Source organism: Paracoccus sigandri, from assembly GCF_003709565.1.
In the GTDB taxonomy this organism is placed as follows: Bacteria; Pseudomonadota; Alphaproteobacteria; order Rhodobacterales; family Rhodobacteraceae; genus Paracoccus; species Paracoccus siganidrum.
Window position 1 is genome coordinate 92,150 of record NZ_QNRC01000008.1, and the last position, 25,116, is coordinate 117,265.

The 25,116-nt window shown below is 69.7% G+C and carries 12 protein-coding genes; all 12 read left to right on the top strand.

Translation table 11 applies throughout. The features are described 5' to 3' along the window. Positions 1-38: 38 nt before the first annotated feature. The 12 genes from C9E82_RS09520 to C9E82_RS09575 all read left to right on the top strand — a co-directional run bounded on the left by C9E82_RS09520 (position 39) and on the right by C9E82_RS09575 (position 25,026). Positions 39-299: a DUF2312 domain-containing protein gene (locus C9E82_RS09520; RefSeq protein ID WP_119897476.1), complete on the top strand. Its 261-nt coding sequence runs from the start codon at positions 39-41 to the stop codon at positions 297-299. A gap of 565 nt (positions 300-864) precedes the next feature. After that, the gene (locus C9E82_RS09525) at positions 865-7,266 is read left to right on the top strand and encodes a type I polyketide synthase (protein ID WP_119897467.1); all 6,402 of its coding nucleotides are present in this window, start codon (positions 865-867) and stop codon (positions 7,264-7,266) included. A 4-nt stretch (positions 7,267-7,270) separates the two neighbouring features. Beyond that, positions 7,271-8,266, top strand: a complete 996-nt coding sequence (locus C9E82_RS09530) for a glycosyltransferase (RefSeq protein ID WP_119897466.1) — start codon at positions 7,271-7,273, stop codon at positions 8,264-8,266. Then, positions 8,263-12,831, top strand: a complete 4,569-nt coding sequence (locus C9E82_RS09535; protein ID WP_119897465.1) for a MupA/Atu3671 family FMN-dependent luciferase-like monooxygenase — start codon at positions 8,263-8,265, stop codon at positions 12,829-12,831. The genes C9E82_RS09530 and C9E82_RS09535 overlap by 4 nt, the downstream gene beginning before the upstream one ends. A gap of 4 nt (positions 12,832-12,835) precedes the next feature. Continuing rightward, positions 12,836-13,504, top strand: coding sequence for a 4'-phosphopantetheinyl transferase superfamily protein (locus tag C9E82_RS09540; RefSeq protein WP_119897464.1), 669 nt, complete (start codon positions 12,836-12,838; stop codon positions 13,502-13,504). Between the two features lie 89 nt (positions 13,505-13,593). After that, entirely contained in the window at positions 13,594-14,565 is a 972-nt protein-coding gene (locus C9E82_RS09545) for a hypothetical protein (protein ID WP_240643482.1), read from the top strand. A 13-nt stretch (positions 14,566-14,578) separates the two neighbouring features. Beyond that, positions 14,579-16,975, top strand: a complete 2,397-nt coding sequence (locus C9E82_RS24465; protein ID WP_170162032.1) for a hypothetical protein — start codon at positions 14,579-14,581, stop codon at positions 16,973-16,975. 9 nt (positions 16,976-16,984) lie between these two features. Beyond that, positions 16,985-17,815, top strand: coding sequence for a glycosyltransferase family 2 protein (locus C9E82_RS09555; protein ID WP_119897463.1), 831 nt, complete (start codon positions 16,985-16,987; stop codon positions 17,813-17,815). 59 nt (positions 17,816-17,874) lie between these two features. Next, positions 17,875-19,083 carry a glycosyltransferase family 4 protein gene (locus C9E82_RS09560; protein ID WP_119897462.1) on the top strand — a complete coding sequence of 403 codons (1,209 nt, stop codon included), beginning with the start codon at positions 17,875-17,877 and terminating at the stop codon, positions 19,081-19,083. Continuing rightward, entirely contained in the window at positions 19,080-20,417 is a 1,338-nt protein-coding gene (locus C9E82_RS09565) for an oligosaccharide flippase family protein (RefSeq protein WP_119897461.1), read from the top strand. Before C9E82_RS09560 ends, C9E82_RS09565 begins: the two co-directional genes overlap by 4 nt. Positions 20,418-20,586: 169 nt before the next feature. Next, complete coding sequence (locus C9E82_RS09570) at positions 20,587-21,864, top strand: efflux RND transporter periplasmic adaptor subunit (RefSeq protein ID WP_119897474.1); 1,278 nt, start codon at positions 20,587-20,589, stop codon at positions 21,862-21,864. A 27-nt stretch (positions 21,865-21,891) separates the two neighbouring features. Then, complete coding sequence (locus tag C9E82_RS09575) at positions 21,892-25,026, top strand: efflux RND transporter permease subunit (protein ID WP_119897460.1); 3,135 nt, start codon at positions 21,892-21,894, stop codon at positions 25,024-25,026. Positions 25,027-25,116 lie beyond the last annotated feature (90 nt).

Below are 25,116 nucleotides of genomic sequence, written 5' to 3' on the forward strand. Positions count from 1 at the left end.
CGCCGAATGAAAGAAACAAACCCGAGGTAAGGTGCATCATGGATCAGGCTGCCGAACAAGACAGGTACAACGTCACCGCCGCAGAGCTTCGCCAGTTCATCGAACAGATCGAGCAGCTGGAGGCCGAGAAGAAGGACATCGCCGAGCAGATCCGCGAAGTCTATGCCGAAAGCAAGGCGCGCGGCTATGACCAGAAGGCGCTGAAGACCATCATCGGCCTTCGCAAGAAGGACAAGGACGAGGTGGCCGAGCAGGAGGCCATCCTCGAGGTCTACAAGGAAGCCCTGGGAATGAACTGAGCCCAGGCTCTTGCCGCGCGCCGCCTGCTGCTTTCGCATCCGGCCCGCGCGGCAGATCGCCGCGGCAACACGAGGGGCGCCTCCCTCGTGGCGTGACCGAGTCCGCCGGTCCGAACCGGGCAGGATGCCGTTCCGCGGGGGCGATCAGGCGCCCCCGTTCTGCCCCTTTCCACCAGGGATTGCCGCTGATGCGGGCAATGCGGCGACGGCTTGTCACAGCCCCCGCCGCAGCCCCGGCTTCGGCTTCTCTTGCCCGTCGTTAACCGTTATGATCGCGGCAGGGACATGGCTTTTCGGGACCGACCTGTCCAAAGCGTCAGGTTCCATTGTCGCGGGATGCGAATTACCCGTTATGTCTGCGATTTGTTTTGATGTGTGCAGTAGCCAATATGAACCGGCCGGTTAACGAGAATCTGCAGTATTTCGAGAAAATTCTGCCTAATCAGCGGGGTGCGTTTCGCGCCGCGTTGCCGGATCATCCCGGAACGATGATACCGATTCGATCCGCGCATTCCGTGAAGACCGAAATTCGCACCGAAAATCGCATCGAGGGGCTGGTAGGTTAATGACTGTCGACAAGAATTCCGTGGCGATCCCCGAAGGCGCGATTGCGATCACCGGCATGGCGGCCCATTTGCCCGGCGCGCCGGACGTGGCCACCTACTGGACCAACCTGCGCGACGGGATCGAATCGATCCGCAAGCTGTCGGTCGAGGAATTGCTGGCCAATGGCGAAAGCCCGGCGCGGATCCGCCAGCCGAACTACGTCCCCGCCGCCTCGGTGCTGGAGGGGTTCGAGCGTTTCGATCCCGAATTCTTCGGCCTCTCGCTGAAAGAGGCCGCGATCATGGACCCCCAGCACCGGCAATTCCTGGAATGCGCCTGGGAGGCGCTGGAGGATGCCGGTCATGTGCCGGAAAACTTCGGCGGCCCCATCGGGGTTTTCGCCGGCTGCGGCATGGGCAGCTATTTCTATTTCAACATCTGCTCGAATCCCGACCTGGTGCGCAATACCGGCATGTTCCTGCTGCGCCATACCGGCAACGACAAGGATTTCCTGTCCACCCGCGTCAGCCATATCTTCGATCTGAAAGGCCCCAGCCTGTCGATCCAGACGGCCTGTTCGACCTCGCTGGTCGCCGTGCATCAGGCCAGCCAGTCGCTTCTGAACGGCGAATGCGACATGGCGCTGGCCGGGGGCGTGACCATCGAGCTGCCCCATGCCCGCGGCTATCTGTTCGAGGAGGGCGAGATCCTGTCGCCCGACGGTCATTGCCACGCCTTCGATCACCGCGCGCAGGGCACGGTCTTCGGCTCGGGCGCGGGCTGCGTGGTGCTGCGCCGGCTGGAGGATGCGATCGCGGACGGCGATCATGTCTGGGCGGTGCTGCGCGGCACGGCGGTCAACAATGACGGCGCGGCCAAGGCGGGCTATCTGGCGCCTTCCGTCGAGGGGCAGGCGAAGGCGGTGGCCGAGGCGCATGGCGTCGCGGGCGTTTCCGCCGACACCATCGGCTATGTCGAATGCCACGGCACCGGCACCTATCTGGGCGACCCGATCGAGGTCGCGGCGCTGACCCAGGCCTTCAACGAGACCACGCAAGAGACCGGCTTCTGCGGCATCGGCAGCGTCAAGACCAATATCGGCCATACCGACACGGCGGCGGGCGTGGCCAGCCTGATCAAGGTCAGCATGGCGCTGCATCACGGCCAGATCCCGCCCTCGCTGGGATATGAGGCGCCGAACCCGGCCATCGATTTCGACGGCTCGCCCTTCCGCGTCAACGACCGGCTGAGCGATTTCCCCCGCCTGAAGGGCGCGCCGCGCCGGGCCGGGGTCAACAGCCTGGGCGTCGGCGGCACCAATGCCCATGCCGTGGTCGAGGAAGCGCCCGAGCGCGCCGCGTCGCAGGAAAGCGACTGGCCGTTCCAGCTTCTGGTCCTGTCGGCGCGCAACAAACCGGCGCTGGACGAGGCCAGCCGCAACCTGGCCGCCCATCTGCGCGCCCATCCCGAACAGCCGCTGGCCGACGTGGCCTGGACGCTGAAACAGGGCCGCCGCGCCTTCGAGCATCGCCGCGTGCTGGTCGCGACCAGCCACGAGGACGCCGCCGCCAAGCTGGAGGCGGGCGACCGTTTCAGCATCTTCACCCATCAGGCCCTGCCCGAGCGCCCGGAACTGGTCTTCATGTTCCCCGGTGGCGGCGCGCAATATGCCGGCATGGCCCGCGATCTCTACGAGACCGAGCCGGTCTTCCGCGAATGGATGGACAAGGGGCTGGACCACCTGGCGCCCAGGCTGGACTATGACCTGCGCGCGCTGTGGCTGCCCGAAGCGGGGGCCGAGGGCGAGGCGGCCGAGCGGTTGAAGCGCCCCTCGGTGCAATTGCCGCTGATCATGATCACCGAATATGCGCTGGCGCAGCTGTGGATCAGCTGGGGCGCGCAGCCCGCCGCGCTGATCGGCCATTCGATGGGCGAGAATACCGCCGCCTGCCTGGCCGGGGTGATCGGCTTCGAGGATTGCATCGGGCTGGTGCATCTGCGCGGCCAGTTGATGGACACCATCGCGCCGGGGGGGATGCTGTCGGTGCCGCTCTCGGCGGAGGCGCTGCAGGCCTATTGGGCCGACGACCTGGACATGGCCTCGGTCAATGCGCCCGATCTCTGCGTGGTGTCCGGTCCGCAATCGGCGCTGGACGCGCTGCAGGCCCGGCTGGCTGCCGATGAGATCGAGGCGCAGCGCATCCAGATCGACATCGCCGCCCATAGCCGGATGCTGGAGCCGATCCTGTCGCGTTTCGGCGACTATCTGCGCGGCATCACGCTGAATGCGCCGCGCCTGCCGGTGATCTCGAACCGGACCGGCCAGCCGCTGACCACCGATCAGGCGACCAGCCCCGATTACTGGGTCGCGCATCTGCGCAATTCGGTCATGTTCGCCGACGGCATCGCCCATCTGGCGCAGCATAAATGCCGGGTCTATCTGGAAGTCGGGCCGGGCCGGGCGCTGGCCTCGCTGGCGCAGGCGAACGGGGTTCCGGCCAACCAGGTGCTGGCAAGTTTGCGCCATCCCGACCATGACGTGCCCGACGACGAATGGTTCATCGCCACGCTGGGGCGGCTCTGGGCGCTTGGCGCCGACGTGGACTGGACCCCGATCTGGGGCGAGGCGCGGCGCAACCGCGTGCCGCTGCCGACCTATCCCTTCCAGCGCCAGAGCTATTTCATCGAGCCGGGCCGTGCCGTCGCGCAGCCCGAGGAACAGCTGATCGAGCGCGTCGAGGGCGTCGAGAACTGGGGCTGGCAGCCGCATTGGCGCCCCCGCGCCGCGGATGCTGAGGTCGAGGCCGACGAACTGGACCGGGCCGAGCCGCGCACATGGCTGGTCTTCGCCGACGAGGCCGGGCTGGCCGCCCGCGCCATCGCCCGGCTGCGCGGCGCCGGCCATCGCGTGATCGAGGTGCGGGCGGGCGACATCTTCGCGAAGACCGGCGAGGACAGCTTCACCATCTCGCCCGAGCGCGGGCGCGAGGATTACGACCGGCTGATTCATGAGCTGGTGGCAAGCGGGCTGGCCCCGCAGCGGATCGCGCATTTCTGGCTGGTCACGGCGGGCGAGACCTTCCGCCCCGGCTCCAGCTTCTTCCACCGCAACCAGGAGCAGGGCTTCTACAGCCTGATGTTCCTGGCCCAGGCCATGGCCGAGGAAAACCTGCCGCGCCCGATCCATCTGCTGGCCCTGACCAACGGCGCCGCGCAGACCCGCGACGAGGCGCTGCCCTATCCCGAGAAGGCCACCGTGGCCGGCCCGCTGCGGGTGATGCCGCGCGAATTGCCCGGCGTGACCTGCGCCAGCCTGGACCTGACCCTGCCCGAAGGCCGCCGCGTTGATGCCGCCTGGGAGGCGCTGGCCGACCGCGTGATCGAGGAAATGCTGGCCCATCCCGCCAATCTCTCGGCCGCGCTGCGCGGGGATCGCCGCTATGAGCTGGGCTGGCGGCAATTGCCGCTGGAAACCGCGGAACCGGCGCTGCCGCAGGGGGCGGTCTGCCTGCTGACCGGCGGTTTCGGCGGCATCGGGTTGACCGTGGGCGAACGCCTGGCCCGCGATCTGGGCGCGAAGCTGGTACTGGTCGGCCGTCGCGCCTTGCCGGATCCGTCGCAATGGGACGCCCTGCTGCGCAATGCCGCCCCGAATGACGCGACTGCCGCGCGGATCCGCGGCGTGCGGCGGCTGGAGGCGGCGGGGGCCGAGGTGCTGTGCCTGACCGCCGATGTCTGCAACCTGCAGGACATGAGCGCCGCCCGCGACCGGGCGATCGCGCGTTTCGGCCGCATCGACGCGGTGATCCATGCGGCCGGCGTGGTCGATGACGCGCCGATCCTGGCCAAGACCCCGGCCAGCGTGGAAAACGTCTTCGCCCCCAAGGTCCACGGCACCGAAGTGCTGGACGAGGTCTTCCCCGACGGCTCGGTCGGGCGGATCGTGGTGTTCAGCTCGACCTCGACCGCGATCGCGCCCGCCGGGCAGATCGACTATGTCGCGGCCAATGAATTCCTGAACGCCTGGGCCCGGTCGCGCGCGGGCGGCAAGACGCAGGTCACGGCGGTGAACTGGGGCATCTGGGCCGAGGTCGGCATGGCCGCCGAGGCCTTCGCCACGCCCGCCCCCGCCCCCGTCACCGATGTCGACGCTCCCCTGCTGGACAAGGCGACATTCGATGCCGAGGGCAACCGGGTCTTCACCACCGGCCTGACCACGCGGCGCTGGATCCTGGACGGGCACCGCACCAAGGACGGGCAGGCGCTGATCCCCGGCACCGGCTATCTGGACGTGATCGCGCAGGCCCTGCGCGCCCATGGCGAGACCGGCCCCTTCGAGATCCGCGACCTGTTCTTCTTCCGCCCGCTGGCCGTCGATGACGATGCCGCGCGCGAGATGCGCCTGTCGCTGGCCCGCAATGACGAGGGTTACGGCGTCCAGATCCGCAGCGACGCGGTCGCGGATGGCCGCAAGGGATACGAGCTGAACGCGCAGGCCCAGATCGGCTTCGACGTTCCCGCGGCGGATGCGATCGACCTTGCAGCTATTTCAGACCGTTGCGGTGATAATGTCGAAACCGATCCGGGTGGGCTGCGGAGCCCGCAGGAACAGCATCTGAATTTCGGCCCCCGCTGGCGGGTGCTGCGCCGCCGCGCCTATGGCAGGGGCGAGGGGCTGGCGGAACTGGCGCTGCCCGACGCCTTCCGCGCGGAACCGGCGCAGGGCTGGCCGATCCATCCGGCGCTGATGGACCTGGCGACGGGCTGGGCGATGGGGCTGATCGAGGGCTATGCGCCCGATCATCTCTGGGTGCCGGTCAGCTATGGCTCGGTCCGGGTCCATGCGCCGCTGGCGGGCGAGATCCGCAGCTGGGTGCGCAATGCGGGCGACAACCGCGCCGACAATCCCTTCGCGCGCTTCGACGTGACGCTGAGTGATCCCGACGGCCGCGTGCTGATCGAGATTTCCGGCTTTACCATCCATCGCCTTGATGGCGCTTTGGATTTTGCCGCCGCCTCGGGCAGGCGCGATGTGATCTTCCCCGATGCGAAGCCCGAGAACCGCAAGCTGTCCCCGGCCGAGGAGCGGCTGCAGCACAACCTGTCGCAGGGCATCCGCCCCGAGGAGGGCGCCGAGGGTTTCCTGCGCGCGCTGGCCACGGGCAGTTCGCAGGTCGCGGTCAGTTCCATGCCGCTGCCGAAGCTGATCGAGCAGGCCGGGCAGGGCAGCGAGGAGGTCGAGGAACGCCAGGGCTTCGAGCGCCCGCAGCTGGACAGCGACTATGTCGAGCCGCGGAACGGGATCGAGCGCACGCTGGTCGGATTCTGGCAGGAATTGCTGGGCGTCGGGCAGGTCGGGGTCGAGGACAGCTTCTTCGACCTGGGCGGCCATTCGCTGATCGCCGTGCGGCTGTTCGCGATGATCCGCAAGACCTATTCGGTGGATTTCCCGATCTCGGTCCTGTTCGAGGCGCCGACCATCGCCGCCTGCGCCGCGCTGATCGAGGACCGCATCGGCCCGCAGGAGGGCGAGGGCGCCGAGGCGCCGAAGCCCAGGGCCCCGGCGCGCCGCTTCACCCATCTGGTGCCGATGCACCAGGGCGAGGGCGGGCCGCGCCGGCCCTTCTTCCTGGTCGCCGGCATGTTCGGCAACGTGCTGAACCTGCGCCACCTGGCGCAGCTTCTGGGTGGCGACAGGCCCTTTTACGGGATGCAGGCGCGCGGGCTGTTCGGCGAGGACCAGCCGCATGACAATTTCGTCGATGCGGCAAAGGATTACATCGCCGAGTTGAAGCAGGTTCAGCCGCATGGTCCCTATCTGCTGGGTGGTTTCTCGGGCGGCGGGCTGATCGCCTGGGAAATGGCCCGCCAGCTGGAGGCCGAGGGCGAGGAGGTGGCGCTGACCGTGCTGCTGGACACGCCGCTGCCGATGCGTCCGGCGCTGACCAGACAGGACAAGGCGCTGATCAAGCTGGCCGAACTGCGCCGCAAGGGTCCCGGCTATCTGCGCGAATGGATGCAGGCGCGGGCCGACTGGAAGCGCCAGCAGCGCGAACGCGCCGGCGCCGCGCCGGAATCCGCCGGCCAGTTCCACAACACCGCCATCGAGGCCGCCTTCCGCGCCGCCCTGCCGGGCTATGACATGCAGAAACGCGACGGCCGCGTGGTGCTGTTCCGGCCGCCGCTGGACCTGCACTGGAAGGTCTCGGGCGGGCGCTGGGTCAGCGCGGCGAAGGAATATGTCTATCCCGACAACGACCTGACCCGCTTCGCCCCCGCGCTGCAGGTGATCGAGGTGCCGGGGGATCACGACAGCATGGTGCTGGAGCCCAATGTCCGGGTGATGGCCGCCCGGATGCGCGAGGTGATCACCGAGGCCGAAACCGGGCTGGACAGGCCCCTGGCGCAGGCGGCGGAGTAGGGCGATGGCGACGGTTCTGACGGTCATCCTCAACTGGCGCACGCCCGACATGACGCTGCGCTCGGCCGAGGCGGCGGTCGCGGCGATGGAGGGCATCGAGGGCGCGATCACCATCGTCGACAATGACAGCGGCGACGGCTCCGAGGAGAAGCTGCGTGCGGCGGTGGCCGATCGAGGCTGGGACCGGGTGCGGGTGATCCAGTCGGGCCATAATGGCGGCTTCGGGGCGGGCAACAATGCCGGCATCCGCGCCGGCCTGCCCGGCGGCGCCCGGCCGGATTTCGTCTATCTGCTGAATTCGGACGCCTTTCCCGCCCCCGATGCGATCCGCATCCTGCTGGGCCATCTGCAGGCCGATCCGCGCCTGGGCATGGCCGGCAGCTTCATCCATGGCGAGGCGGGCGATCCGCATGTGACCTGCTTCCGCTTCCCCTCGGTCGCCTCGGAACTGGAGGGCAGCGCCCAGCTGGGACCGATCACGCGGGCCTTGCGCGGCCATGTCGTCCCGCAGCCGATCCCGGCCGCGCCTGCGCGCATGGACTGGGTCGCCGGCGCCAGCCTGATGATGCGGCAGGACATGCTGGACCGCATCGGCTTGTTCGACGAGGGTTATTTCCTCTATTTCGAGGAAACCGATCTCTGCCTGCGCGCCGCGCGCGCGGGCTGGCAGGTGCTTTACGTCCCCGAAAGCCGCGTGGCCCATATCGGCTCGGTCTCGACGGGGATGAAGGGATGGGGGCGGACGCCCTCTTACTGGTTCGACAGCCGCTGGCGGTATTTCCGCAAGAATCACGGATTGGCCTCCGCGATCGCGGCAACGGTGGCGCAGACCATCGGGCTGTCGATCAACCGGCTTCGTGCCGCCATCGGGAACGCGCCCCGCAACGGGCCGCGCAGGCACATGCGTGACCTGCTGGCCCATGACATCCGCGCGCTGGTCCGGGGCATCGACCCGGCGCCGGCGCGCCTTGCAAAACCCGTCACCGAGAGGACGACATGACCCTTTCCGCCCTGTTCATCGGCAATGAATCCCTGCTGATCCAATGTGCGGGGCAATGGCGCGACCGAGGCCACGCCATCGCCGCGATCCTGACCCGCGATCCCGACATCACGGCCTGGGCCGAAGGGCAGGGCATCGCCGTCCTGCCGCAGCCCCAGACCCGCGATCCGGGCGATCTGGCCTATGACTGGCTGTTCAGCGTCGCCAACCTGTCGCTGGTCCCCGAGGCGCTGCTGAGCCGCGCCGCGAAGGGCGCGATCAACTTCCATGACGGCCCGCTGCCGCGCCGGGCAGGGCTGAACACCCCGGCCTGGGCGATCCTTCAGGGCGACGGGCGGCACGGGATCACCTGGCACCTGATGGAAGGCGGGGTGGACGAGGGCGACATCCTGGAACAGCGCCTGTTCGACCTGGCCACGGACGAGACGACGCTGACCCTGAACACCCGCTGTTTCGAGGCCGCCATCGACAGCTTTGCCGCGGTGATCGGGCAGGTCGAGACGGGCTTGCAGCGCAAGCCGCAGGACCTGTCGCTGCGCGGCTATCATGCCCGCGCCGACCGTCCCGCCGCAGCGGCGCGGCTGGACTTCACCGGCTCGCGCGAGGTTGCTTCGCGGCTGATCCGCGGGCTGGATCACGGCAGCTATCCGAACCCGCTGGCCCTGGCGAAATTCGAGGTCGAGGGCCGGGTGATCGCCCTGCGCGGCGTCGAGCCGGCCGAGGGCTACGGCGCGCCGGGCACGGTGCTGGCCGCTTGCCGCCAGGGCGCGACCGTGATGTTCGCCGACGGCGCGCTGCGCCTGACCGGGCTGGAGCCGCTGGACGGCGGCGAATTCGACCCGGCCGCGCTTCAGGGCAAGCTGCTCGCCTCGCCCGATGCGGCGGCGGCGCAGGCGCTGACCCAGGCCGTCGCATCCGTGGCGCCCGGTGAAGGTTACTGGCGCAAGGCGCTGAAATCATTTGCAGCCGCCAGCCTACCCCTGGCCAACCATGCCGAGGGCAAGGGCGACTGGCAAGCCCTGCCGGTGCCGGGCGAGGCCGGCGATCTTCTGGCCGCGACCGCCCTGCTGGCCAGCACGCTGGCGGGCGGCGAGGCCGTCGATCTGGCGCTGCATGATCCCGCCGCGCCGCGTGCGCCGGGCTATCTGTCCGACTGGGTGCCACTTGACGCCCGGATCGACCCGCAGGCCGATGCCGCGGACCTGCGCCGCCAGATGGCCGAACGGCTGGAGCGCGCCCGCAAGCATCCCGCCTTCGCGCTGGACCTGCCCCTGCGCGACCCGGCCATCGACCGCCCCGCGCTGCCGCAGATCGCCGTCGCGGCGGCGGGCGACGCCCCGGTCGCGGGCAGCATCGTCACCCTGGCCCCGGAAAGCGGACGGCTGCATTACGACGCCTCGCGGCTGGATGCGGGCTCGGCCGGGCTGCTGGCGGCGCGGCTGGCGCATCTGGCGGCGGCCATCGCCAAGGGCGGGCCGATCGCCGACATCCCGCCGATGCCGGAGGCCGAGCGCGACCTGGTGGTCAACGGCTGGAACCGCAGCGAGACCGATTTCCCCGACATCTGCATCCATCAGGCCTTCGAAGCCCAGGTCGCCCGCACCCCCGGCGCCGTCGCCCTGACGGTCGAGGATCGCCACCTGACCTATACTGACCTGAACGCGCGGGCGAACCGCGCCGCCCATGTGCTGCGCGCGATGGGGGTGGGGCCGGGCACGCTGGTCGGCATCCATACCGGCCGCAGCGAGCATCTGCTGATCGGCACCCTGGCGATCATGAAGGCGGGCGGCGCCTATGTGCCGCTGGACCCGGCCTATCCGGCCGACCGCATCGCGCTCTATATCGAGGACAGCGCCTGCCCGGTGATCGTCACCGAAAGCGCGCTGTCGCAGGGCCTGCCCACGCATGGCGCGCAGCTGCTGGTGCTGGACCAGGACGCGCGGCTGGCGGACGCGCCCGAGGGCAATCCCGACAGCGGCGTGACCACCGCGGACCTGGCTTACCTGATCTATACTTCGGGCTCGACCGGGCGGCCCAAGGGCGTGATGCTGGAACACCGCAACGTCGCCAATTTCTTCACCGGCATGGACGACCGCATCCAGCACGATCCGGCCGGGGTCTGGCTGGCGGTGACCTCGCTTTCCTTCGACATCTCGGTGCTGGAGCTGTTCTGGACGCTCGCGCGCGGCTTCCGGCTGGTGCTGATGGGCGATGCGGAACGGGCGCTGGTCTCGGGCGGGGCGGCGGTCAGCGACAAGCCGATGGATTTCAGCCTGTTCTACTGGGGCAATGACGACGGCGTCGGGCGCGAGAAATACCAGCTGCTGCTGGAGGGGGCGAAATTCGCCGACGAACACGGCTTCTGCGCCGTCTGGACGCCCGAGCGGCATTTCCACGCCTTCGGCGGTCCTTACCCGAACCCCTCGGTCACCGGCGCGGCGGTGGCGGCGGTCACGAAGAACCTGGAGGTGCGGGCAGGGTCCTGCGTCGCGCCGCTGCACCACCCGATCCGCATCGCCGAGGAATGGGCGGTGATCGACAACCTGACCAACGGCCGCACCGGGCTTGCCATCGCCTCGGGCTGGCATCCCGAGGATTTCGTGCTGCGCCCCGAGAACTCGCCCCCCGCGAACAAGCCGGCGATGTACAAGGACATCGACATCCTGCGCCGCTTGTGGCGGGGCGAGAAGGTGGCCTTCCCGATGGCCGGCGGCAAGATGGTCGATGTGCTGACCCAGCCGCGCCCGGTCTCGGAGGAGCTGAACATCTGGGTGACGACCGCCGGCAACCCGGCGACCTGGCGCGAGGCCGGCGAGATGGGCGCCCATGTGCTGACCCATCTTCTGGGCCAGTCCATCGACGAGGTCGGCGAGAAGATCCGCATCTATCACCAGGCGCTGCGCGACAGCGGCCGCGACCCGGCGAAATACCGCGTCACGCTGATGCTGCACAGCTATCTGGCCGATGACCGGGAAACCGCGCGGGAGGTGGCGCGCGGGCCGATGAAGTCCTACCTGGCCTCGGCCGCGGCGCTGGTGAAGCAATATGCCTGGGCCTTCCCGGCCTTCAAGAAGCCGCAGGGCGTCTCCAACCCGATGGAGATCGACCTGGGCAGCCTGTCCGAGGAGGAGAACGAGGCGATCCTGGAATTCGCCTTCCACCGCTATTTCGAGGATTCCGGCCTCTTCGGCACCGTCGAGGAAATGCTGCCAAGGGTCGAGCATCTGAAGGAAATCGGCGTGACCGAAATCGCCGCGCTGATCGATTACGGCATCCCGCGCGAGCAGGTTCTGGAGGGGCTGCGTCCCCTGGCCGAACTCCTGGCCCGCGCCAATGCCGGCACGGCCCCGGCGCATGACGATTTCTCGATCGCGGCGCAGATCCGCCGCCATGACGTGACGCATCTGCAATGCACGCCCTCGATGGCGCGGATGATCGCGATGAACGACGACGCGCGGGCGGCCCTGGCCAAGGTCCGGCACCTGATGATCGGCGGCGAGGCGCTGTCGGGTTCGCTGGTGGCCGACCTGAACAGGGCCAGCCCGGCCGGGATCGAGAACATGTATGGCCCGACCGAGACGACCATCTGGTCCACCACCGCGACGGCGGATGCCTCGGAACCCGTGGCCAGCATCGGCACGCCCATCGCCAATACCCAGGTCTATGTGCTGGATGAGCAGATGCGGCCGCTGCCGGTCGGCGCGCCGGGCGAATTGTGGATCGGCGGGGCGGGCGTCGCGCGCGGCTATTGGCAGCGCGACGACCTGACCGAGGAGCGTTTCAAGCCGAACCCGTTCCATCCGGGCCGGATGTACCGGACCGGCGACCTGGTCCGCTGGAAGGCGGATGGGCGGCTGGAATTCCTGGGCCGCGCCGACCATCAGGTGAAGATGCGCGGCTACCGGATCGAGCTGGGCGAGATCGAGGCCGTGGCCGAGGGTTTCGCCGGGGTGCGCCAGGCCGTGGTCGTGGCGCGCGAGGACCGGCCCGGCGACATGCGGCTGGTGGCCTATGTCACCGGCGACAGCTGGCTGGCGACGGGCGCGCTGACCGATCATCTGGCGACGGTGCTGCCGCCGCATATGGTGCCCGCGCATGTGGTCAAGCTGCCGGAATTCCCGCTGACGCCGAACCGCAAGGTGAACCGCAAGGCGCTGCCCGCCCCGGTCGAGGCGAGTGCCGCGCGCAGCGATGTATTCGTGGCGCCGAAGATTGGCGTGCAGGCGACCATCGCGCAGGTCTGGTCGCGCATCCTCAACCGCGAGCAGATCGGCGCGCGCGACAATTTCTTCGCCCTCGGCGGCCATTCGCTGCTGGCGGTGCAGGCGCATCGCGAGATCCGGCAGGCGCTTGGCGGGGGCGTGAAGCTGTCGATCACCGACATCTTCCAGTTCCCCACGCTGGAGGCGCTGGCCGGCCATCTGGACGGGGCGGATGCGGCGAATTCGGCCGCCGAGCCGCAATCGGCCGAGGCCGAGGCGGCCGGCGCCGCCGAGCGGGCCGCCGCGCGCTCGGACGCCATGTCGCGCCGCCGCGCCCTGCGGGCCGGTCGCGGCCAGGGCTGAGCGGATGAGCGGATTGGGGCGGGTGATCTCGGGCCTGTTTCCCGGCGAGGTGGGCCATGCGGCGGTGGCCATCGGCACCGCCCCCGCGCCCCTGCCGGCCGAAGCGCCGGCCGTCGCCCGCGCCATTCCGCGCCGCGTGGCGGAATTCGCGGCCGGGCGCGCGGCCGCGCGTGCCGCCCTTGCGGCGGCGGGCCTGCCCCGCGCCGCCATCCCGATGGGCCAGGATCGCGCGCCGATCTGGCCCGAAGGCGCCACCGGCAGCATCACCCATAGCCGCGACTATGCGCTGGCCGTGGCCGCCCCGGCCGCGCGCTTCCGCGGCCTGGGGCTGGATGTCGAACCCGACCAGCCGCTGCCCCATGACGTGCTGGACGAGATCTGCGACAGCGACGAATGCGCCTGGATCGCCGGTCAGGTCCAGCCGCTGCGTTGGGCGCGGCTGATCTTCGTCGCGAAGGAGGCGGCCTATAAATGCCAGTATCCCGCCAGCAGGACGCTGTTCGGCTTCGAGGCGATGACCGTCCGCGTCGATCCCGGCAGCGGCACCCTGACCGCCCGCTTTCGCCGCGCCGTCCCCCCTTTCGAGAACGGGGCCGAATTGCCGGGCCGCTTCGCCTTCGCCGAGGGTCAGATGATCGCCGGTTTCATGCTGCCCGCCGCGCCGACGGGCTGAACCGCCCGCCGCCTCTTGCGCCGGGAATTTGAAAAGACAGTATATTTCATGTGCCGCATTTGTTTGTGTCGAGGCAGGGAGGACCCGAGGTGAACCGCAGGCTGACCATGTTTTCCGGGATCGCCGCGCTGGGGCTGGCGGGGGTCGGGGCCGGGCTGCTGATCCGGCGGCGCCGGTCGGGCGGCGGCCCGCCGCCCCTGCCGCAGATGGCCGAGGCCGATTTCGCCGCCGCCTTCCCGCCCCTGTCGCCGCCCGAGGGGCCGCTGAACGTCTATCACCTGGGCCACAGCCTGGTCGGGCGGGAGATGCCCGCCATGCTGGCGCAGCTGGTCGCCGGGCATCGCCATGCCAGCCAACTGGGCTGGGGGGCCTCGCTGCGCCAGCACTGGCTGGGCCGGGACGAGATCCCCGGCTATGACACCGAGAACGCCCATCCCGCCTTCGCCGATGCGAAACAGGCGATCGGCGGGGGCGATCACGATGCGGTGGTGCTGACCGAGATGGTCGAGCTGAAAGATGCGATCAAGTGGCATTCCAGCAGCCATTACCTGGCCGAATGGGCGCGGCTTGCCCGGCAGGGGCGGCCCGACCAGCGGCTCTATCTCTACGAGACCTGGCATCGGCTGGACGATCCCGCCGGCTGGCTGGAGCGGATCGACAGTGACGCCGGGGCGCTGTGGCGCGACGAGCTGCTGCGCCGCGCCATGAGCGACCCGGCGGTCGGCACCATCTATCGCATTCCCGGCGGCCCGGCCCTGGCCGCGGTGGTGCGCGCCGCCGAGGCCGGCGAGATCGCCGGGCTGGAGACACGCGAGGCGCTGTTCGCGCGAGCCGAGGATGGCAGCCAGGACATGATCCATGTCAACGACCTGGGCAGCTATGTGATCGCCCTGACCCATTACGCGGTCCTCTATCACCGAAGCCCCGAAGGACTGCCGCACCGGCTGCAGCGCGCCGACGGCTCGCCGGCCGAGGCCTTTTCGGACGAGGCCGCCCGCACCATCCAGCGCATCGTCTGGGAGGTGGTGCGCCACGATCCCTTCACCGGGGTCGGTGCATGAGGGGGGTCGGGGCATGAATCCCTTCGCGCTGATCGCCGACATCCTGCTGATCGGCTCGGGGCTGTTCGCGGACGACATGCCGAAATGGCTGGAAACCGCCAGCGTCATGAGCGGCGAGAACATCCGGGTGCAGCTGGTCGCGGCGGATGGCGATCCGGCGGCGCTTGACCGGCTGCTGGCCAGCGGGCGCTTCGACCGCGCCGTCCTGGAACTGCCGCCAGGGGAGGGCGCGGCCGATGAGATCGCGCGGATCGGCGCGGTGGCGCTGGAGGCGGATCCGGCGTTCCGGCTCTATGTGATCGATCCCTTGCCCGCGCCGGATGCCGGCGATCCCGAGGGCTGGCAGGCGGCGCTGCAAGAGGCCGCCGCGGGCGGGCCCGAGGCGGAGGCCGCCGGGATGGAACCCGTCCCGATGGCGCAGGCCTTCGCGCTGCTGTCGCGGGAAATCGGCACGGGCGCGGTGCCGGGGATCCCGGCGCTGGCGGATCTGCTGGACGGCGAGGGCGGGCTGAACGGGCGCGGGCGGTTCTTCGCGGCGATGGTCCTGCACGGCGTCCTGAACGGGACCGATCCGACCGGGCTGCCGGCCTGGCTGGGGCCGCAGCAGGGCGGCGCCGGGCAGGCGGAGGGCTTCACGCCGGACATGGCCGTGGCGCTGCAGCGGCTGGCCTGGCGCGGCCTGCGCGCGCCCGATCCCCAGCCGGTGGTGCCGGAGGCGGCGCCCGCCGCTGATGCCGTTGATGCCGAAGCGGCGCCGGTGCAGGCGGTCTCGGAGCTGGCCGGCGTCACCCGCCAGGGCATCGCCTTCAACCTGACCGCCATCAGCGACTGGTCGACCGAGCTTCCCTTCCTGGACCTGTTCAAGACCGCGCGCCCCTGGATCGGCCATCTGCCCGGCCAATGGGGCGGTTTCGAGGCCGACCAGCTGCGGGGCGAGGGCTGGCTGGACGACCATGGCTGGCCCAGGGCCGTCCCCCAGAGCGTCACCGCCCTGTCCACGCTGATCCTGACCGACCTGCCGCCGCAGGCCGCCTCGGCCGCCGGGCGCTACGAGCTGCGCTACCAAGGCAGCGGCCGGATCGAGCTGGAGGGGCGGGCGCGGCGGGTCCATCACGAACCCGGCGTGATCTGGTTCAGCTTCACCCCCGGCGAGGGCGCGGTGCAGATCAACATCCTGCAGACCGATCCCGAGGATCCGATCCGCGACATCTCGGTCATCCGCGAGGATCGCGTGGCCCTGGCCCGGCAGGGGGAAATCTTCAACCCGGATTTCCTGGCCCGGCTGCGGGGCGCCCAGGAATTGCGCTTCATGCCCTGGATGAACGCGAACACCACCACGCTTTCCGATCCCCGTGACCGCCCGCTTGTCACCGACGCGACCTGGGCCGGCCCCCATGGCGTGCCGGTCGAGGTGATGGTGGCGCTGGCCAATCAGACCAGCGCCGATCCCTGGTTCACCATTCCGCATCTGGCCAGCGACGAACTGGCGCGCGACTATGCGCGGATCGTGCGCAACGGGCTGGCCGCCGAGCGCCGCGCCATCGTCGAATTTTCCAACGAGGTGTGGAATTTCTCGTTCCCGCAATCCGCCTGGGCCGACGAACAGGCGCGTGCGGTCTGGGGCGCGCGCGATGCCTGGGTGCAATACGGCGCCCATCGCGCTGCCCGCATCGCCGATATCTGGACCGAGGAGTTCGGCACCGAGGCCAGGGATCGCCTGGTCCGCGTGATCGGCACCCATCCCGGCTGGCAGGGGCTGGAGGAGGACATCCTGAACGCCCCCGCCTGGCGCCGGGCCGATCCCCAGGGCTGGCGCGCGCCGCATGAATCCTTCGATGCCTATGCGATCACCGGCTATTTCGGCCCCGGCATGGACGATCCGGAACGCGTGGCGATGTACAAGGGCTGGATGGCGGAAAGCCTGATCGCCGCCAGCGAGGAGGCCGCCGCGCGGGGGCTCAGCGGTCCGGCCGCCGCGCAGCATATCCGCGACCACCGTTTTGATCGCGCCTTCGCCCCGGCGCTGGCCGAATTGCATGACGGTTCGGTCAGCGGCAGGCCCGAGGGCTCGGTCCGGGCGGTGGTCGAGGAGCTTTTCCCCTATCACAAGGCCGTTGCCGACCGCTACGGGCTGGAGCTGGTCATGTATGAGGGCGGCACCCATGTCGTCGGGCTGGGCGCCTCGATGCAGGACGAGGAACTGACCGAATTCCTGATGGCGCTGAACTATGCGCCGGGGATCGAGGCGCTCTATGACGAGCTGATCGCGGGATGGCGCCGGGTCAGCGACAATCCCTTCAACGATTTCAACGCCATCGAACGGCCCAGCCGCTATGGCAGCTGGGGCACGCTGCGCTGGCTGGATGACGACAATCCGCGCTGGCGGGCCGTCGCGCAGGGCCGGGACTAGGGGAAAGCCATGCTGAGTGTCATCATTCCGGCCAGCAATGAAGAGGCCTGGCTGGGCGATTGCCTGGCCGCGCTGCTGGGATCAGAGCCGGTGCCGGGCGGGGCCGAGGCGATCGTCGTCGCCAATGGCTGCCGCGACCGGACGGCCCGGATCGCGCGCGGCTTCGCGGATCGCGCGGCGGCGGCCGGCTGGGGCTGGCAGGTGATCGAGCTTGACGAGGGCGACAAGATCGGCGCGCTGAACGCGGGCGACGCGGCGGCCTCGGGCACAATCCGCGCCTATCTGGATGCGGATGTGACGGTCAGCCCGCCCCTGATGGCGCAGCTGGCGCGCGCGCTGTCCGGCGCGCCGGGGCCCGCCTATGCCAGCGGCAATGCCCGCATCCCGCGCCCGCGCAGTGCCGTCACGCGGGCCTATGCCCGGCTGTGGCAGCGCCTTCCCTTCGCCCGCAGCGCGGCGCCCGGCTATGGGCTTTTCGCGGTGAATGCGGCAGGCCGGGCGCGCTGGGGCGCGTTTCCGCGGATCATTTCCGACGATACCTATGTGCGGCTGCAATTCGCCCCCCATGAGCGGATCGGGGTCGATGCCGATTACGACTGGCCGATGGTCGAGGGCTGGTCGCGGCTGGTCCGGGTGCGGCGGCGGCAGGATGCGGGCGTGGCCGAGATCGCCGCGCGCTGGCCCGCGCTGATCGCGAATGAGGGCAAGGCGCCGCTGGGCGCCGGCGGCACGGCGCGGCTGGCGCTGCGCGATCCGGTGGGCTTTGCGGTCTATGCGGCGGTCTCGGTCGCGGTGCGGCTGGGCCGGGGACGCGACGCGGGCTGGACTCGCGGCAGATGAGCGCGGCATCCGACCCTTCCACCCGCACCCTGCGCCCTGCCGCAAACTGAGGAATTCCCGTGCGTATCGGCTATCTTCTGAACACCTATCCGCAACCCAGCGTGACCTTCATCCGGCGCGAGATCCACGCGCTGGAGCGGCTGGGCCTGCCGGTCCATCGCTTCGCCATGCGCAGCGACCGGGCGGTGCTGGTCGATGCCGGGGACCTGGCGGAATACGACCGGACCGAACTGGTGCTGAAGGCCGGGGCGGGGCGGCTGCTGGGCGATCTGGCGCGCATGGCGCTGTCGCGGCCCGCGGCTTTCGGCAAGGCCCTGCGGATGGCGCTGCGGATGGGCGGGCGGTCGCGCCAGGGGCGGCTGCGCCACCTGATCTACCTGGTCGAGGCGGCCCATGTCGCCCGGCGGGCCAGGGCGCTTGGGCTGCAGCATCTCCACGCCCATTTCGGCACCAATTCCGCCGCCGTGGCCGCGCTGGTCCGCGCGCTTGGCGGGCCGGGCTACAGCTTCACCGTCCATGGCCCCGAGGAATTCGACCAGCCTGAGGCGCTGAGCCTGGGCGAGAAGATCGCCGGCGCGGCCTTCACGGTCGCGATCTCCTCGCATGGGCGCAGCCAGCTGTCGCGTTGGGCCGGTCATGGCGACTGGCCGCGGATCGAGGTGGTCCATTGCGGCATCGAGCCGGCGCGCTTCCCGGATCCCGCGCCGATGCCGCCGGGGCCGCTGCACCTGGTCAATATCGGCCGTTTCGCCGAACAGAAGGGCCAGCTCCTGCTGCCCGAGGCGGTGGCGCTGGCCCGCGCGCAGGGCGCCGATCTGCGGCTGACGCTGGTCGGCGACGGCCCGATGCGCCCGGCGATCGAGGCCGCGATCCGCGCGCATGGCGTGGGCGACCTGGTCACGCTGACCGGCTGGCTGGACGAGGCCGGGGTGCGCGCGGTGCTGGCCGATGCCCATGCGCTGGTCCTGCCCAGCTTCGCCGAGGGGCTGCCGATGGTGGTGATGGAGGCGATGGCCGCGGGCCGGGCGGTGATCGCGACCTGGATCGCGGGCAATCCCGAACTGGTCCTGCCCGGCGAAACCGGCTGGCTGGTGCCGGCGGGCGATGCCGCGGCGCTTGCCGGGGCGATGGCCGCGGCCGCGGCGACCCCGGCGGACCGGTTGCAGGCGATGGGCGCGGCGGGCCGGGCGCGAGTGCTGGCGCGTCATGACATCGACCGCGAGGCCGCGAAGCTGGCGGCGCTGTTCCAGGGGGCGATCGACGGATGAGACGCTGGAAGGACTATCTGTCGGGCTCGACCATCACCGCCCGCGTGCTGCGCGGCTCGGCCGTCTCGGGCATCGGCTATGTCGGCGGGCAGGGCCTGCGCCTGGCCAGCAACCTGATCCTGACGCGGCTGCTCTATCCCGACGCCTTCGGGGTGATGGCGCTGGTGACGATGGTGGTGATCGCCGTCTTCATGATGAGCGACTTGGGCCTGGTCCCCTCGATCATGCAGAGCAAGCGCGGCGACGACCCGAAATTCCTGGAAACCGCCTGGTCGGTGAAGCTGATCCTGCACGCGATCTATTTCGCGATGCTCTGCCTGCTGGCCGTGCCGGTCGCGCGTTTCTACCAGGCGCCGGAACTGGCGCAGCTGATCCCGGTGGTGGCGTTGGGCGTGCTGGTCGCCGGGCTGGTCGCGCCCAATGTCGAACATGCGATGCGCCATATCCGCGTCGGCCCCAGCGTCGCGATCGAGATCGGCAGCCAGTTCGTGGCGCTGGTCTTCATGATCGCCTATGCGTGGATCTCGCCCTCGATCTGGGCGCTGGCCTGGGGGCAGGTGGTGGCCGCGATCGTCAAGGTGGCGATCAGCCGCGCGATCCTGCCCGGCCCGGCGATGCGGCCGCGCTGGGACCCCTCGGCGGTGCATGAGCTGGTCGGCTTCGGCAAGTGGATCCTGCTGTCCTCGGCCAGCGGCTTCGTGCTGGCCCAGGGCGACAAGGTGGTCCTCGGCAAGTATCTCAGCCTGGAGATGCTGGGCATCTACAACATCGCCTTCTTCCTGGCCAGTTTCCCGATGGCGCTGGCGCAGCAGATCTGCGGCTCGACCATGATCCCGGTCTATCGCGACACGCCGCCTCATGTCTCGGCCGCGAATTTCGCCACCGTGCGGCGGATGCGGCTGGGGCTTTCGGTGCTGGTCATGGGGATGATCGGGCTGATGGGGCTTGCCGGGCCGATGCTGGTGGCGCTGCTTTACGACGCGCGCTATGCCGAGGCCGGGCAGATCATCAGCCTGATCGCCTGCGCGCAGATCCCGATGGTCTTGGGGATGACCTATCCCGCGGCCGCGCTGGCCGCCGGGGATTCGCGCGGCCCCTCGATCCTGACCGTGCTGCGCGCGGTGGTGCAGATCGCGGGCTTCCTGGCCGGGGTGGAACTGGCCGGACTGCCGGGGGCGATCATCGGCCAGGCCGCGGCGAGCTGGGTCATGCATCTGGGCATCGTTTCGCTGGCGCTGCGCCATCGCGTCTGGGACGGGTTGCACGATCTGCTGGTCGGCGGGGCGGGGCTGATCCTCAGCGCGGTCATCCTGGGCTTGCATCCGCCTTTCTAGACAGGCAGCATTCCCGGCGGTCCTGTTGCGGGAACCCGCCATTTTTTTGCTGTCGGTGGTTGTGTCCGCTGCAAGCCCGGTCTAGCGTTCAGGCGGAAAACGCGCAGCGATCGCAGTGCGCGGCACTGCGCTTATATAAATCAATGACTTGCTGGCCGAGGGCATATCGATGCTGACTCGATTTTTGTTGTTCGTCGGAACCGTGACCGCCGTCGCCTTTCCGCTTTCGGCAGGGGCGCAGGACCCCGCGGGCGCCGAGATGCCGCCGCCCGCCGTGACGGTGGTCACGCTGGCGGCCGAGGACGTGACCCTGACGACCAGCCTGCCGGGCCGGGTCCTGGCCTCGGCCGAGGCCGAGCTGCGCCCGCAGGTCAATGGCATCGTGATCGAGCGGCTGTTCGAGGAAGGCAGCCTGGTCGCGGCGGACGACCCGCTCTATCACATCGACCCGCGCAGCTACGAGGCCGCCGTCGCGCAGGCCGAGGCGGCGCTGGCCCAGGCCGAGGCCCAGGCCGATGCCGCCCGGCGCGAGGCCGACCGCGTGGGGGCGCTGCGCGACCGCCGGGTCGCGTCCGAGCAGACGCAGGACACGGCCGTCGCGGCGCGCGATGCCGCCGAGGCGGCGGTGAAGGCGGCCGAGGCGCAATTGCTGACGGCGCGCATCGACCTGGACCGGACCACCATCCGCGCCCCGATCGGCGGCATGATCGGCCTGGCGCAAAGCTCTGCGGGGACGCTGGTCACGGCCAGCCAGGCCAATCCGCTGGCGGTGATCCGCAGCATCGATCCGGTGCATGTGGACGTGACCCAGTCGGCGGCCGAGATCGTGCGCTGGCGGCGCCTGGGCCCCGAGGCCGCGCTGCCGCCCGAGGTGGACCGCACCGTCACGCTGCGCCTGGCCGATGGCAGCATCTATGAACATACCGGATCGCTGACCGCGGCCGAGCCGCATGTGGACGAGCTGACCGGCGTGGTCACGCTGCGCATGGCCTTCGACAATCCCGACCAGTTCCTGCTGCCCGGCATGTATGTCCAGGCCGAGATCCCGCAGGCGCAGATCCGCAATGCCGTCCTGGCCCCGCAGGAAGGCGTGACCCGCGACCGCCGCGGCCGCCCGGTGGCCTTCGTCGTCAACGACCAGAACGTCATCGAGCAGCGCCTGCTGGAAATCCAGCAGGACCGCGGCAACATGTGGGTGGTCAGCGACGGGCTGGCCGATGGCGACCGGATCGTGGTCGAGGGGCTGCAGCGCATCGGGCCGGGCATGGCCGTCACCCCCGAGGAACGCGCGGCGGGCGCTGGCGCGGCCGAGGGCGAGGGCGAGGGCGAGGAGGCCGAGCCCGCCGCCGCCGATGCGGGTGATGCGGGCGACGCCCCGCCCGAGGCCGAGGCTGCCGCCGAAAATGCTGCCGAACCCGAGCCCGCCCCCGAAGCCGCCGCCGATTAACCCGTCTCCGACCAGGACCCGATCAGCATGGCCCGTTTCTTCATCGACCGACCGGTTTTCGCCTGGGTGATCTCGATCATCATCATGGGCATCGGCGTGCTGTCGATCCTGTCGCTGCCGATCGCGCAATATCCGCAGATCGCGCCGCCCTCGGTCAATGTCAGCGCCGACTATCCCGGCGCCTCGGCCGAGACGGTGACCAATACCGTCACCCAGGTGATCGAGCAGCAGATGACCGGGCTGGACGGGCTGCGCTACATGTCCTCCAGCACCAGCGCGGCGGGCACATCGACCACGACGCTGACCTTCGCGACCGGAACCGATGCCGATATCGCGCAGGTGCAGGTGCAGAACAAGCTGTCCCAGGCCATGCCGCTGCTGCCCGAGCCGGTGCAGCGCCAGGGCGTCCGGGTCGAGAAGACGGCGGCCAGCTTCCTGATGGTCGTCGGCCTGATCGGCAACGAGGAATACGACCAGACCGACCTGTCCGACTATATGACCACAAACCTGGTGGACGACCTGAGCCGGATCGAGGGGGTGGGCAGCGTCGAGGTCTTCGGGGCGAAATACGCGATGCGGATCTGGCTGGACCCGTCCAAGCTGGCCGCCTACGAGCTGACGCCGGGCGACGTGACGGCGGCGGTCTCGGCGCAGAACACGCAGATCTCGGCCGGCGCCTTCGGCACCCGCCCGACGGTCGACGGCCAGCAGCTGAACGCGACTGTGACGGCGCAGTCGCTGCTGTCCACGCCCGAGGATTTCCGCCAGATCGTGCTGCGCGCCGAGGAGAATGGCGGGCTGGTGCTGCTGCAGGACGTGGCGCGGGTCGAGATCGGCTCGGAAAGCTATTTCGCCGAGGGCACCTATAACGGCCAGCCGGCCTCGGGGATGGCGATCAGCCTGGCGCCCGGCGCCAACGCGCTGGACACGGCCGAGCGGGTGAAGGAGCGGATGGAGGAATTCGCCCAGTTCTTCCCCGAGGGCGTCAGCTACGTCATCCCCTTCGACACCACGCCCTTCGTCGAGATCTCGATCGAGGAGGTGGTCAAGACGCTGATCGAGGCCATCGTGCTGGTCTGCCTGGTCATGTTCCTGTTCCTGCAGAACTGGCGGGCGACGCTGATCCCGACGCTGGCGGTGCCGATCGTGCTCTTGGGGACCTTCGGGATCATGGCGGCCTTCGGCTTCACCATCAACACGCTGACCATGCTGGCGATGGTGCTGGCCATCGGCCTTCTGGTCGACGATGCCATCGTCGTTGTGGAAAACGTCGAGCGGATCATGGAGGAGGAAGGCCTGCCCCCGCGCGAGGCGACGCGCAAGTCCATGGGCCAGATCACCGGGGCGCTGATCGGCATCGCGCTGGTCCTGTCGGCGGTCTTCGTGCCGATGGCCTTCTTCGGCGGCTCGACCGGGGTCATCTACCAGCAATTCGCGATCACCATCGTCTCGGCCATGGGCCTGTCGGTCGTCGTGGCGCTGACGCTGACGCCGGCGCTCTGCGCCTCGATGCTGAAGCACAAGGCGCATACGATCCGGCGCGGCCCGCTTGGCTGGTTCAACCGCGGCTTCGACGGCACCACGCGCGGCTATACCGGCGCGGTCGGCTGGCTGGTGCGGCGCCCGCTGCGCATGCTGCTGATCTATGCCGCGCTGGGGGCGGCGATGGTGCTGATGTTCCTGCGCACGCCCGAGGGTTTCCTGCCCGACGAGGACCAGGGCATCATGTTCGTGCTGATCCAGGGCCCGACCGGCGCCACGACCGAGCGCACCGAGAAGGTGATCGACCAAGTCCGCCAGTATTTCCTGGAGGACGAGGCCGCGAATGTGGAATCGGTCTTCGCCGTGGCCGGCTTCAGCTTCGGCGGCTCTGGGCAGAATACCGGCATGGCCTTCATCCGGCTGAAGGACTGGAAGGAGCGGCCGAATCCCGACCAGTCGGTGCAGGCCATCGCCGGGCGCGCCTTCGGGGCGCTGAGCCAGATCCGCGACGCGATGGTCTTCCCGATCGTGCCGCCCTCGGTGATCGAGCTGGGCAATGTCTCGGGCTTCGACTTCTATCTGCAGGCGCGCGGCGGGCAGTCGCATGAACAGCTGCTGGACGCGCGCGACCAGCTTCTGGGCATGGCCATGCAGAGCCCGCTGATCGAGCAGATCCGGCCCTCGGGGCTGGAGGACGCGGCGCAGTTCAACCTGGACATCGACTGGCGCAAGGCCGGCGCGATGGGGGTGACGGCGACCGATGTCGCAACCATGCTGCAGATCGCCTGGACCGGGTCCTATGTGAACGATTTCGTCGATCGCGGCCGCATCAAGCGCGTCTATGTGCAGGGCGAGGCGGATTCGCGCGCGGTCCCCAGCGACCTGGAGAAATGGCGGGTGCGCAATGCCTCGGGCGGGCTGGTGCCCTTCTCGAATTTCGCGACCGGCGACTGGACCTATGGGGCGCAGGGGATGAAGCGCTATAACGGCGTGCCGGCGATGCAGATCCAGGGCAATCCCATCCCCGGCGTCAGCAGCGGCGAGGGCATGGCCGAGATCGAGCGGCTGGCCGCGCAGCTGCCCGCCGGCTATGCCGTGGCCTGGACCGGCCTGTCGCTGGAGGAACGGGAATCGGGCGACCAGACCATGCTGCTCTACGCCTTGTCGCTGGCGGCGGTGTTTCTGTGCCTCGCCGCGCTTTACGAAAGCTGGTCGATCCCGCTGGCGGTCATCCTGGTCATGCCCATCGGCATCCTGGGGGCGCTGGTGGGCGCCTGGGCGGGGCAGTTCGACAATGGCGTCTTCTTCCAGGTGGGCCTGCTGACGGTGATCGGGCTGACCGGCAAGAACGCCATCCTGATCGTCGAATTCGCGCGCGAGCAGTCCGAATCCGGCGTGCCGCTGTATCGCGCCGTGGTCGAGGCCGCGCGCCAGCGTTTCCGGCCGATCATCATGACCTCGATCGCGTTTTCGCTGGGGGTGCTGCCGCTGGTGCTGTCCACCGGCGCCGGCGCGAATGGCCGCAACGCCATCGGCTCGACGGTGATGGGCGGCACCATCGCCTCGACCGTGCTGGGCATCCTGTTCGCGCCGCTGTTCTATGTGCTGATGCGCCGGCTTCTGGGGCGCAAGGACGCCTGGGACGACCCGCAGCCCGCCCCGGCCCGCCCGGCAGGCTGACCCGCCCGGCCGGCTGACGCGGTTTCGGCCTGCGTGCGGTTGACGCCGCGCGCCGCCGCCGGTTCTATCGGCAATCGGGGACCGGGTGGG

What these genes read in the sequence shown, in the direction of transcription:
- C9E82_RS09525 (WP_119897467.1), top strand. Translation starts at nt 865, where the DNA reads ATGACTGTCGACAAGAATTCCGTGGCGATCCCCGAAGGCGCGATTGCG.
- C9E82_RS09530 (WP_119897466.1), top strand. Translation starts at nt 7,271, where the DNA reads ATGGCGACGGTTCTGACGGTCATCCTCAACTGGCGCACGCCCGACATG.
- C9E82_RS09540 (WP_119897464.1), top strand. Translation starts at nt 12,836, where the DNA reads ATGAGCGGATTGGGGCGGGTGATCTCGGGCCTGTTTCCCGGCGAGGTG.
- C9E82_RS09570 (WP_119897474.1), top strand. Translation starts at nt 20,587, where the DNA reads ATGCTGACTCGATTTTTGTTGTTCGTCGGAACCGTGACCGCCGTCGCC.
- C9E82_RS09555 (WP_119897463.1), top strand. Translation starts at nt 16,985, where the DNA reads ATGCTGAGTGTCATCATTCCGGCCAGCAATGAAGAGGCCTGGCTGGGC.
- C9E82_RS09535 (WP_119897465.1), top strand. Translation starts at nt 8,263, where the DNA reads ATGACCCTTTCCGCCCTGTTCATCGGCAATGAATCCCTGCTGATCCAA.
- C9E82_RS09575 (WP_119897460.1), top strand. Translation starts at nt 21,892, where the DNA reads ATGGCCCGTTTCTTCATCGACCGACCGGTTTTCGCCTGGGTGATCTCG.
- C9E82_RS24465 (WP_170162032.1), top strand. Translation starts at nt 14,579, where the DNA reads ATGAATCCCTTCGCGCTGATCGCCGACATCCTGCTGATCGGCTCGGGG.
- C9E82_RS09565 (WP_119897461.1), top strand. Translation starts at nt 19,080, where the DNA reads ATGAGACGCTGGAAGGACTATCTGTCGGGCTCGACCATCACCGCCCGC.
- C9E82_RS09520 (WP_119897476.1), top strand. Translation starts at nt 39, where the DNA reads ATGGATCAGGCTGCCGAACAAGACAGGTACAACGTCACCGCCGCAGAG.